The sequence below is a fragment of the Pseudomonas sp. A34-9 genome (assembly GCF_029543085.1).
GTDB lineage: Bacteria > Pseudomonadota > Gammaproteobacteria > Pseudomonadales > Pseudomonadaceae > Aquipseudomonas.
In genome coordinates, this window is the sequence record NZ_CP119967.1 from 4454418 (window position 1) to 4470433 (window position 16016).

Genomic DNA, 16016 nt, shown 5'->3' on the forward strand with positions numbered 1-16016 from the left:
CAATCGGCAATAGTCGTAAAAGCTACCAGTGCGTGTAAGACATTCGCCATAGCAAGCCTTCCGAAAACCCCTAGCTGTGTCAGGCATCGAGCATGGACGCCGCGATCTGTGCGACTTTCAGCTGCCCTGAGGCCTGCTCCAGTTCGTCATCCTCCAGAAACCACGCTGCGGACAAACCGGCGAACGCCAGCACCCACTGCAGCAATCTGCGGCGATCGAGCCCGGCAGCCTCGACAATCACCGCAAGCTGGCGGCGAAAGCGCTGAGGATCGCCGGCCGTCGGCAGGTCCGGGTTGCAAATCAGGTTCGCATAGTCAAAACCGCGCTCACCCTTGACCCGTTTCGGATCGATTGCCAGCCAGCCACGCGATTCGAAATCCAGCACATTGTCGTGATGCATGTCGCCGTGCAGCACCACCACTTCCTGTGGATCGGCGAGCAGGGCTTCGGCGGTTTGCAGGCTCAGGCGGTAGAGACCGTCATGTTGCGCAGCAGCGCGTCGCAGCGATGCAAACCACGGCCCCAGCTCGACCAGCGGCGGCGCTGGCGTTTCGCGCGGTGCATGCAGGCGCTCCAGCGCCAAACACAGAATCCGGCCAGCCTCGTCATCTTCGCCATGCATTGCCATGTGCATCAGCGAGCGCCGGCCCATGGCACGCTCCATCAGCAGGCCATCCTCATGATGCGCCAACACTCGCGCAGCGCCGTCACCGTCCCACCAGGTCATCAGCCGATTGCCATACTTTTCGTCGACATCCAGCGCCACCTTGAGCATCGCCGGTGTGTCGTTCACGCGGACCGGCAACAGACGGCTGCCGGGCATGATGATCGGCGCACCGTCCGGGAGCAGTGCCCAGCGCTTGAGCCAAGGTTGGAAAATATCAGCCACCGTCACGCTCGCGAGCCTTGGCGCTTTCCGCCAGAAACTGTTCGAGCCGGCTCAATTGCTCCTCCCAACCCCGGCTGTCCATGAAATAGGCCTCTTTCTGGCGGACATCGGGAATGTGCGCGAAACCTGACTCGGAAACCTTGAGCAGCGTGCCGTCCTCGTAATCCTGCAGCTCGAACTTGACCAGCGTGGTCGGCTCCTGGGAATAGTCGATTTTCGGATTCACCGCATACGGATGCCAGCGAAACGAAAACAACTGCTGTGGCTCGACCCGCTCGATCAGCACATTCCACAACACATGTTCATAACCGGGATACGTGACCTGCCCTTGCGTCCATTCGCCGGCAATAAACCGCCTGCCCTCAAGCGCCACCCCAAACCACTGGCCAAACGCCTCGGCATCGACCAATGCACGCCAGACATGGGAACGCGACGCCTTGAGCGTGATCTTGCGTTCGAAACTATTGGGTACTGGTTTCATACGTCACCTCCTGTTCTGAACACTAGGCCTGTATGACCACATGTCCAATGTGAAGTTGTATCAAACAGCTATTTGGTAGCGTCGGCGCCGGAGTGGGTGACGGAATCGTGTTGGCCGAGAAACAAATCGACCTGACTAATGATTGCATGGGTCTGCGTGGCTACAGCGGCAGTTGAATCTCATCGCTACAATGCCTGTTATTCCTGATATCTACAGCGAGAACTCCGATGTCCCTACGCTTTCTTCTGGCCCTGACACCCTTTCTGTTCACTCCCCTCGCCCACGCCGCCGTCGACTGCGCCAATGCCAGCGATCAGGCGACGATGAACCAGTGCGCCGGGCAGGACTTCAAAGCGGCGGACAACGAGTTGAACACGGTGTACCAGCAGATCAGCGGGCGGTTGAAGGACAATCCGGAGGGCAAGAAGCTGTTGGTCAGCGCGCAGCGGGCATGGCTCGGGTTTCGGGATGCGGAGTGCAAGTTTTCATCGTCCGGGGTGACGGGCGGGAGTATTTATCCGTGGGTTTATAGCAATTGCCTGACCGGGGTGACCAAGGTGCGGGTTGAGGCGCTGAAACAGTATTTAAAGTGTGAAGAAGGCGACATGAGCTGCCCGGTGCCTGGGGCCTGATTTTTTCGGCGGTTTTGAGGGATCCTTCACGTGCAGGCTCGCCCCCACATCGGGAGCATTTCAAATCCGGGAGCGACGGCCTCCACCTTGGAGCGCTTGCGGCTCCGCCGGGTGGATCAAGCTATCGTTATCGCCAGCAGCCGATCCCCGCCGTCCGCTCGCAACGTTCAACGCCCCTGCAATGCGTTGCGCGTGATCATGGTTTGCTCAGGCCGATTCGACTCGGCCCTGTGTGCACTCGCGCACACGACAGGTGCACCACTGCGCAGACTTTCCTCCAGCACATGCCGTAGCCGTAACAATCCCTCACGTTGCATCGCCAGGTTGGCCTCGATCTGTCGTATCTCATCCATACGGATATCGATTTGCTCGATGGTCAGCGATTTCGAACAACTGCCATCCTGCAAAAACAGACCGCGAATGGTGTCGAGAGAAAAACCAAGGCGCTGGGCGTCGCGCACCAGTATCAGTCGTGCAACAGCCGCCTCGGCGTAGTGGCGATATCCATTGGCGTCACGGGTAGAAGGCTCCAATAACCCTTGTTCCTCGTAATAGCGGATGGCCGAAGCGGCAACACCGGTGCGCTTGGAAACTTCCCCAATCTTCATAAAAACTGCTTGACCTTCAAGTTGGCTTTAATCGTTAGCATAAGCCCAGGCTCAACACGACAGCCAGTCGTTATTGACCCACCTGAACATCTTTCACCTTTATGGAATTTGATGATGAGCACACTGACAGACCTGCTGAAATGGCGTTACGCAACGAAAAAGTACGACCCTTCGCGGACGGTGTCCGATGAAAAAATCGAGCGCATTCTGGAAGCGGTGCGGTTAACGCCGACATCAAGTGGACTGCAGCCTTTTGAATTGCTCGTAGTGACCAATGCAGAGGTTCGCGAAAAGATCAAAGCCGTCAGCTGGAATCAGCAGCAGGTGACCGACTGTTCTCATTTGTTGGTGTTTGCCGCGTGGGACGATATCACTGCGGAGCGGGTCAACATGATGTTTGACCTGACTAACGAAGTTCGTGGGACCGTTAACGAAGGATGGGAGAATTACCGTCAGATGCTCTTGGGCATCGTCGCTGGACGTGGCAAAGAGGCTAATTATCAGGCGGCTGCGCGCCAGGCTTATATCGGTTTGGGCTCGGCTTTGATCGCCGCGGCATTTGAAGAAGTCGATGCCACACCAATGGAAGGTTTCGACCCGGCAGCCATCGATGAAATCCTCGGACTCGCGGCCCGCAACCTGCGCAGTGTGGTGATTCTGCCGCTGGGCCATCGAGCCACTGAGGGAGACTGGTTGGTCAATTTGAAAAAGGTACGTCGATCGCGGGAAAACTTCATTACCGAGATCAAGTAAGCCCTAGACGAGCGGGCGACCGAAGCATGCCTGTGGCGTGTGTCCCCGCTCCCATCAATCCCTGACCCCGTCAGCGTTACCAGCGGCCCCGAGTGGATCGCGCGCCATCCTCTGCTCTCGACGTGCTTCGAATTCGAGAGCCTATCGACATTGAAATCCCCCAAAGCAAATGAACTGAAGATGGATGCTGTGGCAGCGGCATCCCCATGCCAAGCGCGATCTTCACAAAACAAGAACAATTTATTATTGTAATTCGATAATTTAACATCGAGAATTAGTCATTCCCAATGACACCGCAAGGATTTTTCATGAGTACTCGTAACAACGGATTGGCACTGCAGCGCATGCATTGGGTCGGACTACTGGCAGCGATTCTTGTCTGGGTTTTAGGAGTGACCGAGGTCGGTGGCAACGCTTCGATCTGGCTGTTTAAAACGGATGAAATGCTCGCGGCTTTGCTCTATGCCTTCGCCGAAAACTCGCCGCAATTACTTGACCCGTTTGTCGAAGGTGCGCTGCTTGCACCCGACACATGGCTCTCACCATGGGTCACTGCGCTGCTCGTGGTTCTGGATTTCCTGCCCGTTCTGCTTTCGACTTACGTGCTCTGGCTGACCGGGTTGTTCTTCCTGCGCTTGTCCCGCGGCGAAACCTGGACCGAGCGTAATATCAAGGTGCTGTGGCGAGTGGGGATTCTGTGCATCATTTCTCCGGCCGCTTACCCGCTGGTAGAGACCTTGCAAGGTTTGACACTGTCTATTGATCTGCCACCTGGGGATCGCATCTTTCAATTCTCGATTGGCCTGTCTTCCTCTTCTGCCTACGAGATTGTCAAAGGCGTATTGCTCTGTTTATTTTCAATTATCATGCGCGATGCAAAAGTACTCAGCGATGAGCAAAGTCAATACATATAGAACAATACAATGACCATTATCGTCCGCCTTGACGTTGTCATGGCCACGCAAAAAATTCGCTCAAAAGAGTTAGCCAGCCTGCTGGGCATCACCGAGGCCAACCTGTCATTACTGAAAAATGGCAAGGTCAAGGGCGTGAAAATGGCCACTTTGGACAAGCTCTGTGCTGCGCTCGATTGCCAGCCAGGCGATCTGCTGGAATTTCAGAAAGACTGAGCCTTGCGCACGAGCGCACGTTAATTGTCGCCAGTCCCCACCGTTTAACTCTTATTCAATCCTTTGTTGCAAGGCGGCTTTGTCATGACCCGGTTTTTATTCTGCGCGCTGTTTTTACTGACAGCGTTGATCAGCGGCTGCGCCACGCAAATGGACGTAGCGCTAAATGCCACACCTGATCCGGACTATCACTTCGACCGAAAAGCGACTGTGCTGGTGACTTCTGCGGACGGTAGTGACGAAAACGCACTTAATGCCCGCTACTATCTTCGCGACATGGTTAATGCGCTCAAAGACAGGGGCTACAAGGAGGTCTATACCGACGCCAGTCTGCCAAAGAACCATGCGCCGATAAAAATGACCATCAGCCTCGATATCGGCAGCCGACAAGTGACTTACCGCTATACCGCAACCGATTATGGGCAGGTGCCGACCAGCACCTCTACCGTGTGCAAGAACACCAAGAAAAAGGACGATCGACTGATCTGTACAAGTAGACCCAACACGACCTATGGCCCGATAGGTACTTCGGAGCGAACCGGCTACACCACGCTCAGTACCTTCAACGTCACTGCCCGGGATGAAGCCAGCAGGCGCTCGGTCTTCCTGCTTCGGGCCTCGTCCTACAATGAGGACTGCCAGGCAGCCAAGGTCGAAGCCTTTCTGGTGGAGCAGGGTCTGCAGAACCTGAACTTTGAGGACCGCATGCAGCGCAACTATACCGTCACGATGCCCGAAGGTTACCGCTGCAAATAGGCTTTGCCGAACAGCTGACAGCACCGGCTTTAGTGGCGTGACCCGGTGCTGTCAGCTGTTGAAGGTTAAACGTGCGGGTCACCCGGCGCTTTGGTCGGCGCCGCGTATTGCGGCTTGAGATGACCATCCTGATCGAGTAACCAGGCGTCCATGATCTGCCGCACCACGGGGCCTGCGACACGACCACCGGCCTCGCCGTTTTCGATCATCACCGAAATCGCGATCTTCGGATGCTCGGCCGGGGCGAAACCAACGAACAAGGCGTTGTCGCGGTGGCGTTCGAGGGTTTTCTCACGGTTGTAGCGTTCGCCCTGCTTGATTGCCACCACTTGCGCCGTACCACTCTTGCCGGCGATGCGGTATTGCGCCCCCGCCGCTGCCGCGCGGGCGATGCCGCGGGCATCGTGCATCACCATCTGCATACCGTGGTTAACCTGTTCCCAGTCACGCGGATCCTTGAGCAGGATGTTCGGCATCGGATGCTCGTCGACCGGAGCGACACCATCGACAGTCTTGGCCAGGTGCGGCCGATTCCACACGCCTTTATTGGCGATCAGCGCCGTGGCTTGAGCCAGTTGTAGCGGCGTTACCTGCATGTAGCCTTGGCCGATGCCGAGGATGACGGTTTCGCCCGGGAACCAGGCTTGCCGGCGGGTCGCGCGCTTCCAGGCCTGCGATGGCATCAAACCCGGCGACTCTTCAAACATGTCCAGCGAGACTTTCTCACCAAGGCCGAACATGGCCATGTAATCGTGCAGACGATCAATGCCGAGCTTATGCGCGAGGTCGTAGAAATAGGTGTCATTGGAACGCATGATCGCCGCGTCCATGTCCACCCAACCATCGCCGCTGTGGTTCCAGTTGCGGTACTTGTGATCGAAATCCGGGAGCTGGTAGTAACCGGGGTCGAAGACGCGAGTCTGCGGCGTCACTACACCGGCGTCGAGGCCGGCGATAGCCACTTCTGGCTTGATCGTTGAACCCGGCGCATAGAGCCCGCGCAGCACACGGTTGAACAGAGGCCGGTCGATCGAATCTCGCAGTGCCGAGTATTCCTTGGAGCTGATACCGGTGACGAACAGATTCGGATCGAAGCTGGGATTGCTGACCATGGCCAACACTTCGCCGGTTGACGGATCGAGCGCTACCACGGAACCACGGCGATCACCCAGAGCTGCTTCGGCCGCTTCCTGCAGCTTGATGTCGAGGCTCAGGACAATGTTCTGACCAGGCACCGGATCGGTGTGCTTGAGCACACGGAGTACGCGACCCTGGGCGTTGGTTTCGACTTCCTCGTAACCGACGTGGCCGTGTAACTGCGCTTCGTAGAAACGCTCGATGCCAGTTTTACCGATGGATTGGGTACCACGATATTCAACCGAGTCGAGACTCTTGGATTCCTTTTCATTGATTCGGCCGACGTAGCCGATCGAATGGGCGAAATGCGCGCCGAGCGGGTAGTGGCGGACAAACTGCGGCTCGACATCGAGGCCCGGGAGGCGGAACTCGTTGACGGCCAATACCGCGATTTGCTCTTCCGTCAGCTCATAGAACAGCGTCACAGGCGTAAACGGGTGGCGGGACTGCTTCATGGCTTTATCGAAGACTGTGCGATCTTCTGCGGGCAGGTGCAGGAGATTGATGACCTCGTCCAGTTCTTGATTGACGTCGTTGGCGCGTTCGCGGGTGATGGTCAGGTTGAAACTGGGGCGGTTATCGGCGAGCAACACGCCATTGCGGTCGTAGATCAAGCCGCGCGTCGGCGGGATTGGCAAGACATGGACGCGGTTGTTTTCAGAGATAGTCGAGTGGTAGTCGAATTCCACCACTTGCAGAATGTACAGGCGCACGACCAGGGCGCAACTGACGGCGAAGACGAATAAGGCACAGGCGATCAACCGCTTGTTAACCAGGCGCGTCTCTTTTTCGTGATCCTTGATCGGGATGGGTTCAGGCATTTCTACAGCAACTCTTTGACATAAATGAGTGCCGATCCGTAGGCATGACATCAGTCCTTGAAAAAGCGAGCTGCACCATACCAAAAACTGTGCGGTCACTTCAGAAGGAATTTCCCCAATGGCAGTTCTTGCGACGGTTGGGCCGGATCCAGGCGTTGTAAAAACTTTCCTGCAGGCAAAACAAAACCCCAACTGCTTTCGCAATTGGGGTTTCGGAATTTAATCTTGACGATGACCTACTCTCACATGGGGAAACCCCACACTACCATCGGCGATGCATCGTTTCACTGCTGAGTTCGGGATGGGATCAGGTGGTTCCAACGCTCTATGGTCGTCAAGAAATTCGGGTACCGAATCGTGGCCAGAGGGCCTCGCTTCAGCAAATTGGGTATGTGACAGCTTTCGGTGTTTTGTGAGCATCGAACTTTCGGTTCGTTTCGTCTTCACACACCGCAATCTGATGCTCTCTCGAGTAGTCAAATTGCTTGGGTGTTATATGGTCAAGCCTCACGGGCAATTAGTATTGGTTAGCTCAACGCCTCACAGCGCTTACACACCCAACCTATCAACGTCGTAGTCTTCGACGGCCCTTCAGGGAACTCAAGGTTCCAGTGAGATCTCATCTTGAGGCAAGTTTCCCGCTTAGATGCTTTCAGCGGTTATCTTTCCCGAACATAGCTACCCGGCAATGCCACTGGCGTGACAACCGGAACACCAGAGGTTCGTCCACTCCGGTCCTCTCGTACTAGGAGCAGCCCCTCTCAAATCTCAAACGTCCACGGCAGATAGGGACCGAACTGTCTCACGACGTTCTAAACCCAGCTCGCGTACCACTTTAAATGGCGAACAGCCATACCCTTGGGACCGGCTTCAGCCCCAGGATGTGATGAGCCGACATCGAGGTGCCAAACACCGCCGTCGATATGAACTCTTGGGCGGTATCAGCCTGTTATCCCCGGAGTACCTTTTATCCGTTGAGCGATGGCCCTTCCATACAGAACCACCGGATCACTAAGACCTACTTTCGTACCTGCTCGACGTGTCTGTCTCGCAGTCAAGCGCGCTTTTGCCTTTATACTCTACGACCGATTTCCGACCGGTCTGAGCGCACCTTCGTACTCCTCCGTTACTCTTTAGGAGGAGACCGCCCCAGTCAAACTACCCACCATACACTGTCCTCGATCCGGATAACGGACCTGAGTTAGAACCTCAAAGTTGCCAGGGTGGTATTTCAAGGATGGCTCCACGCGAACTGGCGTCCACGCTTCAAAGCCTCCCACCTATCCTACACAAGCAAATTCAAAGTCCAGTGCAAAGCTATAGTAAAGGTTCACGGGGTCTTTCCGTCTAGCCGCGGATACACTGCATCTTCACAGCGATTTCAATTTCACTGAGTCTCGGGTGGAGACAGCGCCGCCATCGTTACGCCATTCGTGCAGGTCGGAACTTACCCGACAAGGAATTTCGCTACCTTAGGACCGTTATAGTTACGGCCGCCGTTTACCGGGGCTTCGATCAAGAGCTTCGCGTTAGCTAACCCCATCAATTAACCTTCCGGCACCGGGCAGGCGTCACACCCTATACGTCCACTTTCGTGTTTGCAGAGTGCTGTGTTTTTAATAAACAGTCGCAGCGGCCTGGTATCTTCGACCGGCATGAGCTTACGGAGCAAGTCCTTCACCCTCACCGGCGCACCTTCTCCCGAAGTTACGGTGCCATTTTGCCTAGTTCCTTCACCCGAGTTCTCTCAAGCGCCTTGGTATTCTCTACCCAACCACCTGTGTCGGTTTGGGGTACGGTTCCTGGTTACCTGAAGCTTAGAAGCTTTTCTTGGAAGCATGGCATCAACCACTTCGTGTTCTAAAAGAACACTCGTCATCAGCTCTCGGCCTTAAGATCCCGGATTTACCTAAGATCTCAGCCTACCACCTTAAACTTGGACAACCAACGCCAAGCTGGCCTAGCCTTCTCCGTCCCTCCATCGCAATAACCAGAAGTACAGGAATATTAACCTGTTTTCCATCGACTACGCTTTTCAGCCTCGCCTTAGGGACCGACTAACCCTGCGTCGATTAACGTTGCGCAGGAAACCTTGGTCTTTCGGCGTGGGTGTTTTTCACACCCATTGTCGTTACTCATGTCAGCATTCGCACTTCTGATACCTCCAGCAAGCTTCTCAACTCACCTTCACAGGCTTACAGAACGCTCCTCTACCGCATCATCCGAAGATGATACCCGTAGCTTCGGTGTATGGTTTGAGCCCCGTTACATCTTCCGCGCAGGCCGACTCGACTAGTGAGCTATTACGCTTTCTTTAAAGGGTGGCTGCTTCTAAGCCAACCTCCTAGCTGTCTAAGCCTTCCCACATCGTTTCCCACTTAACCATAACTTTGGGACCTTAGCTGACGGTCTGGGTTGTTTCCCTTTTCACGACGGACGTTAGCACCCGCCGTGTGTCTCCCATGCTCGGCACTTGTAGGTATTCGGAGTTTGCATCGGTTTGGTAAGTCGGGATGACCCCCTAGCCGAAACAGTGCTCTACCCCCTACAGTGATACATGAGGCGCTACCTAAATAGCTTTCGAGGAGAACCAGCTATCTCCGAGCTTGATTAGCCTTTCACTCCGATCCACAGGTCATCCGCTAACTTTTCAACGGTAGTCGGTTCGGTCCTCCAGTTAGTGTTACCCAACCTTCAACCTGCCCATGGATAGATCGCCCGGTTTCGGGTCTATTCCCAGCGACTAGACGCCCTATTAAGACTCGCTTTCGCTACGCCTCCCCTATTCGGTTAAGCTCGCCACTGAAAATAAGTCGCTGACCCATTATACAAAAGGTACGCAGTCACAGAACAAAGTCTGCTCCCACTGCTTGTACGCATACGGTTTCAGGATCTATTTCACTCCCCTCTCCGGGGTTCTTTTCGCCTTTCCCTCACGGTACTAGTTCACTATCGGTCAGTCAGTAGTATTTAGCCTTGGAGGATGGTCCCCCCATATTCAGACAAAGTTTCTCGTGCTCCGTCCTACTCGATTTCATGACCAAGAGATTTTCGCGTACAGGGCTATCACCCACTATGGCCGCACTTTCCAGAGCGTTCCGCTAATCTCAAAGCCACTTAAGGGCTAGTCCCCGTTCGCTCGCCACTACTAAGGGAATCTCGGTTGATTTCTTTTCCTCAGGGTACTTAGATGTTTCAGTTCCCCTGGTTCGCCTCTTGCACCTATGTATTCAGTACAAGATAACCATCTTATGATGGCTGGGTTCCCCCATTCAGACATCTCCGGATCAAAGTCTGTTTGCCGACTCCCCGAAGCTTTTCGCAGGCTACCACGTCTTTCATCGCCTCTGACTGCCAAGGCATCCACCGTATGCGCTTCTTCACTTGACCATATAACCCCAAGCAATCTGGTTATACTGTGAAGACGACATTCGCCGAAAATTCGAATTTCTCAACTAAGAGAACTCACAAATTTTACCTTAGCCTGATCCGTTACCAGTGAAAGTAACGTTCAGTCTATCTTTCTATCACATACCCAAATTTTTAAAGAACGAACTAGTCAAAGACTAGAAATCAACATTCATCATCACAGCGATGGAATGCTCATTTCTAAGCTTTCAAACTTCAGAAGCAGTAGTGGTGGAGCCAAACGGGATCGAACCGTTGACCTCCTGCGTGCAAGGCAGGCGCTCTCCCAGCTGAGCTATGGCCCCGTATTTCTACAGGCGTTTCCCACACAAAATTGGTGGGTCTGGGCAGATTCGAACTGCCGACCTCACCCTTATCAGGGGTGCGCTCTAACCAACTGAGCTACAGACCCAATTTCGGGCTGCTTCTTTCGTCTTCTTCAATGAATCAAGCAATTCGTGTGGGAACTTATGGAGCAGCTGATGTCGTCGATTAAGGAGGTGATCCAGCCGCAGGTTCCCCTACGGCTACCTTGTTACGACTTCACCCCAGTCATGAATCACACCGTGGTAACCGTCCTCCCGAAGGTTAGACTAGCTACTTCTGGTGCAACCCACTCCCATGGTGTGACGGGCGGTGTGTACAAGGCCCGGGAACGTATTCACCGTGACATTCTGATTCACGATTACTAGCGATTCCGACTTCACGCAGTCGAGTTGCAGACTGCGATCCGGACTACGATCGGTTTTATGGGATTAGCTCCACCTCGCGGCTTGGCAACCCTTTGTACCGACCATTGTAGCACGTGTGTAGCCCAGGCCGTAAGGGCCATGATGACTTGACGTCATCCCCACCTTCCTCCGGTTTGTCACCGGCAGTCTCCTTAGAGTGCCCACCATAACGTGCTGGTAACTAAGGACAAGGGTTGCGCTCGTTACGGGACTTAACCCAACATCTCACGACACGAGCTGACGACAGCCATGCAGCACCTGTCTCAATGCTCCCGAAGGCACCAATCCATCTCTGGAAAGTTCATTGGATGTCAAGGCCTGGTAAGGTTCTTCGCGTTGCTTCGAATTAAACCACATGCTCCACCGCTTGTGCGGGCCCCCGTCAATTCATTTGAGTTTTAACCTTGCGGCCGTACTCCCCAGGCGGTCAACTTAATGCGTTAGCTGCGCCACTAAGAGCTCAAGGCTCCCAACGGCTAGTTGACATCGTTTACGGCGTGGACTACCAGGGTATCTAATCCTGTTTGCTCCCCACGCTTTCGCACCTCAGTGTCAGTATCAGTCCAGGTGGTCGCCTTCGCCACTGGTGTTCCTTCCTATATCTACGCATTTCACCGCTACACAGGAAATTCCACCACCCTCTACCATACTCTAGCTCGACAGTTTTGAATGCAGTTCCCAGGTTGAGCCCGGGGATTTCACATCCAACTTAACGAACCACCTACGCGCGCTTTACGCCCAGTAATTCCGATTAACGCTTGCACCCTCTGTATTACCGCGGCTGCTGGCACAGAGTTAGCCGGTGCTTATTCTGTCGGTAACGTCAAAATTGCAGAGTATTAATCTACAACCCTTCCTCCCAACTTAAAGTGCTTTACAATCCGAAGACCTTCTTCACACACGCGGCATGGCTGGATCAGGCTTTCGCCCATTGTCCAATATTCCCCACTGCTGCCTCCCGTAGGAGTCTGGACCGTGCCTCAGTTCCAGTGTGACTGATCATCCTCTCAGACCAGTTACGGATCGTCGCCTTGGTGAGCCATTACCTCACCAACTAGCTAATCCGACCTAGGCTCATCTGATAGCGCAAGGCCCGAAGGTCCCCTGCTTTCTCCCGTAGGACGTATGCGGTATTAGCGTTCCTTTCGAAACGTTGTCCCCCACTACCAGGCAGATTCCTAGGCATTACTCACCCGTCCGCCGCTGAATCCAGGAGCAAGCTCCTCTCATCCGCTCGACTTGCATGTGTTAGGCCTGCCGCCAGCGTTCAATCTGAGCCATGATCAAACTCTTCAGTTCAAACATCTTTGGGTTTTTAAGAAACCCTAAACTTGGCTCAGCAATCGTTGGTTACATCTTTGATTTCTCGCGGAGTAACTTGTGATGCTGATAATCTTGTTGACTATCAGTCTGACCCCACAAGCACCCACACGAATTGCTTGATTCAGTTGTTAAAGAGCGGTTGGTTAAGATCTTTCGTCTCAACCGAGGCGCGCATTCTACAGCAGCCTCATTTGCTGTCAAGTGATTATTTTCAGAAGTTTTCGAAGAATTCTTCAACAACTTCAACCACTTGCGCTTCCGATCTCTCGTCAGCGGGAGGCGAATTCTACAGCGTTACACGCTGCTGTCAACACCTCTTTTTCAACTTCCTTCTGGCTTCGATGAACTGAAGCAACCTGCCGCCGAAACCTACATAACTCATTGAATCTCAAGGAGTTTTCCGTTTCGACTGCGCCGGAAGTGGGGCGAATTATAGACATCTGAAATTCGCCGTCAACTGTTAATTGCGCTTTTCTATCGATCCAAGGAAAAAGCATTCTTCTATATAGACGTAACTCGATCGAATGCGCAGTATATTGCCCAACACTAATAAAAATGCCCTGCTCTCACCTTGGACGATGCCACGTAATGAATGACCAGCCACGCTCCCTTGCCTCAATGCTGTTCCCGGTTGGCTTGCTATTAATAGCCATGGCGTCGATCCAGTCAGGAGCGTCTCTGGCCAAAAGCATGTTCCCCATCGTTGGCGCTCAGGGAACCACCACGCTGCGCCTGATCTTCGCCAGCGTGATCATGCTGTTAATCCTGCGTCCATGGCGCGCCAGGCTGACCGCCAGATCACTGCGCACAGTCATCGTGTACGGCATGGCATTGGGCGGCATGAATTTCCTCTTCTATATGTCATTACGCACGGTGCCGTTGGGAATTGCCGTCGCCCTCGAATTTACCGGGCCACTGGCCGTCGCCATCTATTCTTCCCGCCGCGCCATCGACTTTCTCTGGATTGCCCTGGCCGCCGCCGGCTTGATGTTGCTGATTCCAACAGGCGCAACCAGCGCCGGAATCGATCTGGTAGGCGCCGGGTATGCACTGGGAGCGGGTGTCTGCTGGGCGCTATACATCCTGTTTGGTCAGAAGGCCGGCGCCGATAACGGTGTAACGACGGCAGCTTTGGGGGTAATGATCGCGGCGTTATTCGTGGCCCCTATCGGCATCGTGCATGCAGGTGCAGCCCTGTTGACCCCTTCGTTGATCCCGATTGCCATCGGTGTGGCCATCCTGTCCACCGCCCTGCCCTATACACTGGAGATGGTCGCCCTCACCCGCCTCCCGGCACGCACCTTCGGCACATTGATGAGTATCGAACCGGCCTTCGGAGCCCTGTCGGGCCTGTTGTTCCTGCATGAATTCCTCACACTGTCACAATGGATGGCGATCCTGTGCATTATTCTGGCATCCGTCGGCGCAACCATGACCATGGGGAGTGCTGCGAAACCCGCAATCGCGGCTGATTGAAAGAGGATATGACGAAGGTCTGGCAATTGGCGCGCATTTAGGCCATGTTTAGACCTGTAACCCAATGCCAGACATGGATTTTTTCGGACAGGGATTTCAAAACGCTTAGAGCGCAAGCGAACACAGGCAAACCCGAGCGTCAGACTCGTGGCCGCTATAAGGACGGTAATGAAACGAATTTTGATACTGATCGCCATTCTGGCTGTTGCAGGTTGTGCGGCGACTTCGGAAACTCAGGTAAAACGCGGAAAAAAAGGGCTGCACATCAACTGCTCCGGGCTATCGTCCTCCTGGGACAAGTGCTACGCCAGTGCCGCCAATGCCTGCTTGCCGAAAGGGTACAAGGTCATCGCAAAATCCGGTGACGCCGTGGAAGAACCCGGCGATTACCCGTTCGGTCTCAATCCTGCGGGCTACACCAGCCGCAGCATGATTGTCATCTGTAAATAGATCAGCGTTGGCCGGCAATCTGCCGGCCGATCTCTTCATGGCTGGACTTCAGCACCGCTTGCTGAACGTCCGGCGTGGCCAACATGCGCGCCACCACCAACGCCCCGACGCATTGCGACAGTACCGACCACGCCAGGGTCTCGCTTTCAAGTATCTGTGCCCAACGCTGCTGAAGCCGGCAAATCCACAGCTCGGCTTGCTCGCGCACCTGAACATCCGATCGGGCAATTTCTGCGCCCAGCGCCGGCAACGCGCAACCGGCCTCAGGTTGCTCTACGTGGGCCATGCTCAGGTAGTGCTTGAGACAGCGCTCCATTCGCTGACGATCCTGCGTGCCCTCCCCGCCCAATCGTTCAAGGCTTTGACCCAACTCGCGCTCGACGATGGCAGTGAATAACGCATCTTTTGACGAGAAATGGCTGTAGAACGCCGCACCGCTCAATCCGATAGCCTTCATCAAACCATCAACGCCCACCGTGGAAAAACCGGAGCGCTTTGCTGACAGCGCGCTGCTCTGCAGCAGCTTTTTCCGGGTTTCCAGCTTGTGACTGGCGGAGTAACGCATGTGTTTGCCCTCGAATCGACTGCCTTGACGTTGCCTGGATCCTAGCATAACGTTCGTTCACTTAACGATCGTTTAATAAAGGGACTCACCCATGAACAACAAGAAGGTCGTATTGGTTGTCGGCGCCGGTGATGCCACGGGCGGAGCGATTGCCAAGCGTTTTGCCAGTGAGGGATTCATCGCCTGCGTGACGCGGCGCAGCGCCGACAAATTGCAACCGCTGGTGGACGCGATCAAGGCTGAAGGCGGCGAAGCCCATGGCTTTGCCTGCGATGCGCGCAAGGAAGAAGACGTCATCGCCCTGATTGAAGACATCGAAACCCGTCTGGGGCCGATCGAAGCCTTTGTGTTCAATATCGGCGCCAACGTGCCGTGCAGCATTCTTGAAGAAACCGCGCGCAAGTATTTCAAGATTTGGGAAATGGCCTGCTTCTCAGGCTTCCTCAATGCTCGTGAAGTGGCCAAACGCATGGTCACTCGTCAACGCGGCACGATTCTCTTCACCGGTGCCACCGCCGGACTTCGCGGCGCTTCCGGATTCGCCGCATTTGCCGGTGCCAAGCACGGCATTCGCGCACTGGCGCAAAGCATGGCGCGGGAACTAGGGCCGATGAACATCCACGTCGCCCATGTGGTGGTCGATGGTGCGATCGACACCGATTTCATTCGCAACAGTTTCCCCGAGAAGTACGCGACCAAAGAACAGGATGGCATCCTCAATCCCGAGCACATCGCCGAGAACTACTGGTATCTGCACAGTCAGCCACGGGACGCCTGGACGTTCGAGCTGGACCTGCGTCCCTGGAACGAACGCTGGTAAGCCCCCCCCCGCCATAACAATAACGACAGAGACGCG

The 16016-nt window shown here is 54.7% G+C and carries 13 protein-coding genes, 2 tRNA genes and 3 rRNA genes; 8 read left to right on the plus strand and 10 right to left on the minus strand.

Features of this window, described 5'->3' with window-relative positions:
* Positions 1-79 precede the first annotated feature (79 nt).
* Both P3G59_RS19770 and P3G59_RS19775 read right to left on the minus strand, forming a co-directional pair.
* The gene (locus P3G59_RS19770; RefSeq protein WP_277758635.1) at positions 80-895 is read right to left on the minus strand and encodes an aminoglycoside phosphotransferase family protein; all 816 of its coding nucleotides are present in this window, start codon (positions 893-895) and stop codon (positions 80-82) included.
* Positions 882-1370 carry an SRPBCC family protein gene (locus P3G59_RS19775; protein ID WP_095121031.1) on the minus strand — a complete coding sequence of 163 codons (489 nt, stop codon included), beginning with the start codon at positions 1368-1370 and terminating at the stop codon, positions 882-884. Before P3G59_RS19775 ends, P3G59_RS19770 begins: the two co-directional genes overlap by 14 nt.
* A 227-nt stretch (positions 1371-1597) precedes the next feature.
* Between P3G59_RS19775 and P3G59_RS19780 the strand changes: the two genes are divergently transcribed.
* Complete coding sequence (locus P3G59_RS19780; RefSeq protein WP_277758636.1) at positions 1598-2002, plus strand: lysozyme inhibitor LprI family protein; 405 nt, start codon at positions 1598-1600, stop codon at positions 2000-2002.
* A 167-nt stretch (positions 2003-2169) separates the two neighbouring features.
* Here P3G59_RS19780 and P3G59_RS19785 read toward each other — a convergent pair whose 3' ends face one another.
* Positions 2170-2610: a MerR family transcriptional regulator gene (locus P3G59_RS19785; RefSeq protein ID WP_277758637.1), complete on the minus strand. Its 441-nt coding sequence runs from the start codon at positions 2608-2610 to the stop codon at positions 2170-2172.
* A gap of 114 nt (positions 2611-2724) precedes the next feature.
* On the opposite strand from P3G59_RS19785, the gene P3G59_RS19790 reads away from it, so the two are divergent.
* From P3G59_RS19790 to P3G59_RS19805, 4 genes are all read left to right on the plus strand, one after another.
* Complete coding sequence (locus tag P3G59_RS19790; protein WP_110720545.1) at positions 2725-3363, plus strand: NAD(P)H-dependent oxidoreductase; 639 nt, start codon at positions 2725-2727, stop codon at positions 3361-3363.
* 308 nt (positions 3364-3671) lie between these two features.
* Positions 3672-4277, plus strand: coding sequence for a hypothetical protein (locus P3G59_RS19795; protein ID WP_277758638.1), 606 nt, complete (start codon positions 3672-3674; stop codon positions 4275-4277).
* A gap of 9 nt (positions 4278-4286) precedes the next feature.
* Positions 4287-4493 (plus strand): helix-turn-helix transcriptional regulator, encoded by a 207-nt coding sequence (locus tag P3G59_RS19800; protein ID WP_016983714.1) that lies wholly within the window; start codon positions 4287-4289, stop codon positions 4491-4493.
* 84 nt (positions 4494-4577) lie between these two features.
* The gene (locus tag P3G59_RS19805; protein ID WP_277758639.1) at positions 4578-5249 is read left to right on the plus strand and encodes a hypothetical protein; all 672 of its coding nucleotides are present in this window, start codon (positions 4578-4580) and stop codon (positions 5247-5249) included.
* Between the two features lie 65 nt (positions 5250-5314).
* On the opposite strand, the gene mrdA is transcribed toward P3G59_RS19805, so the two are convergent.
* The 6 genes from mrdA to P3G59_RS19835 form a co-directional block, all read right to left on the minus strand.
* The gene (gene mrdA, locus P3G59_RS19810; protein WP_277758640.1) at positions 5315-7207 is read right to left on the minus strand and encodes a penicillin-binding protein 2; all 1893 of its coding nucleotides are present in this window, start codon (positions 7205-7207) and stop codon (positions 5315-5317) included.
* 223 nt (positions 7208-7430) lie between these two features.
* Positions 7431-7546 (minus strand): 5S ribosomal RNA (gene rrf, locus P3G59_RS19815).
* A gap of 157 nt (positions 7547-7703) precedes the next feature.
* Positions 7704-10597, minus strand: a 23S ribosomal RNA gene (locus P3G59_RS19820).
* A gap of 247 nt (positions 10598-10844) precedes the next feature.
* Positions 10845-10920: transfer RNA gene (locus P3G59_RS19825), tRNA-Ala, on the minus strand.
* A 30-nt stretch (positions 10921-10950) separates the two neighbouring features.
* A tRNA-Ile gene (locus P3G59_RS19830) sits at positions 10951-11027 on the minus strand.
* An 81-nt stretch (positions 11028-11108) separates the two neighbouring features.
* Positions 11109-12645 (minus strand): 16S ribosomal RNA (locus P3G59_RS19835).
* Together the 16S, 23S and 5S rRNA genes with 2 tRNA genes alongside form the textbook arrangement of a ribosomal RNA operon.
* A 612-nt stretch (positions 12646-13257) precedes the next feature.
* Between P3G59_RS19835 and rhtA the strand changes: the two genes are divergently transcribed.
* Positions 13258-14145 (plus strand): threonine/homoserine exporter RhtA, encoded by an 888-nt coding sequence (gene rhtA / locus P3G59_RS19840; RefSeq protein WP_277758641.1) that lies wholly within the window; start codon positions 13258-13260, stop codon positions 14143-14145.
* 168 nt (positions 14146-14313) lie between these two features.
* Positions 14314-14595, plus strand: a complete 282-nt coding sequence (locus tag P3G59_RS19845) for a hypothetical protein (RefSeq protein ID WP_007917561.1) — start codon at positions 14314-14316, stop codon at positions 14593-14595.
* 1 nt (position 14596) lies between these two features.
* Here the strand turns inward: P3G59_RS19845 and P3G59_RS19850 are convergent, their stop codons facing one another.
* On the minus strand, positions 14597-15160 hold the full coding sequence (locus P3G59_RS19850; RefSeq protein WP_277758642.1) for a TetR/AcrR family transcriptional regulator: 564 nt from the start codon (positions 15158-15160) through the stop codon (positions 14597-14599).
* Between the two features lie 91 nt (positions 15161-15251).
* On the opposite strand from P3G59_RS19850, the gene P3G59_RS19855 reads away from it, so the two are divergent.
* Positions 15252-15980 (plus strand): SDR family oxidoreductase, encoded by a 729-nt coding sequence (locus tag P3G59_RS19855; protein WP_277758643.1) that lies wholly within the window; start codon positions 15252-15254, stop codon positions 15978-15980.
* Positions 15981-16016 lie beyond the last annotated feature (36 nt).

What these genes read in the sequence shown, in the direction of transcription:
- P3G59_RS19800 (WP_016983714.1), top strand. Translation starts at nt 4,287, where the DNA reads ATGACCATTATCGTCCGCCTTGACGTTGTCATGGCCACGCAAAAAATT.
- P3G59_RS19855 (WP_277758643.1), top strand. Translation starts at nt 15,252, where the DNA reads ATGAACAACAAGAAGGTCGTATTGGTTGTCGGCGCCGGTGATGCCACG.
- P3G59_RS19850 (WP_277758642.1), bottom strand. Translation starts at nt 15,160, where the DNA reads ATGCGTTACTCCGCCAGTCACAAGCTGGAAACCCGGAAAAAGCTGCTG.
- P3G59_RS19845 (WP_007917561.1), top strand. Translation starts at nt 14,314, where the DNA reads ATGAAACGAATTTTGATACTGATCGCCATTCTGGCTGTTGCAGGTTGT.
- P3G59_RS19780 (WP_277758636.1), top strand. Translation starts at nt 1,598, where the DNA reads ATGTCCCTACGCTTTCTTCTGGCCCTGACACCCTTTCTGTTCACTCCC.
- P3G59_RS19805 (WP_277758639.1), top strand. Translation starts at nt 4,578, where the DNA reads ATGACCCGGTTTTTATTCTGCGCGCTGTTTTTACTGACAGCGTTGATC.
- rhtA (WP_277758641.1), top strand. Translation starts at nt 13,258, where the DNA reads ATGAATGACCAGCCACGCTCCCTTGCCTCAATGCTGTTCCCGGTTGGC.
- P3G59_RS19785 (WP_277758637.1), bottom strand. Translation starts at nt 2,610, where the DNA reads ATGAAGATTGGGGAAGTTTCCAAGCGCACCGGTGTTGCCGCTTCGGCC.
- P3G59_RS19795 (WP_277758638.1), top strand. Translation starts at nt 3,672, where the DNA reads ATGAGTACTCGTAACAACGGATTGGCACTGCAGCGCATGCATTGGGTC.
- P3G59_RS19775 (WP_095121031.1), bottom strand. Translation starts at nt 1,370, where the DNA reads ATGAAACCAGTACCCAATAGTTTCGAACGCAAGATCACGCTCAAGGCG.
- mrdA (WP_277758640.1), bottom strand. Translation starts at nt 7,207, where the DNA reads ATGCCTGAACCCATCCCGATCAAGGATCACGAAAAAGAGACGCGCCTG.
- P3G59_RS19790 (WP_110720545.1), top strand. Translation starts at nt 2,725, where the DNA reads ATGAGCACACTGACAGACCTGCTGAAATGGCGTTACGCAACGAAAAAG.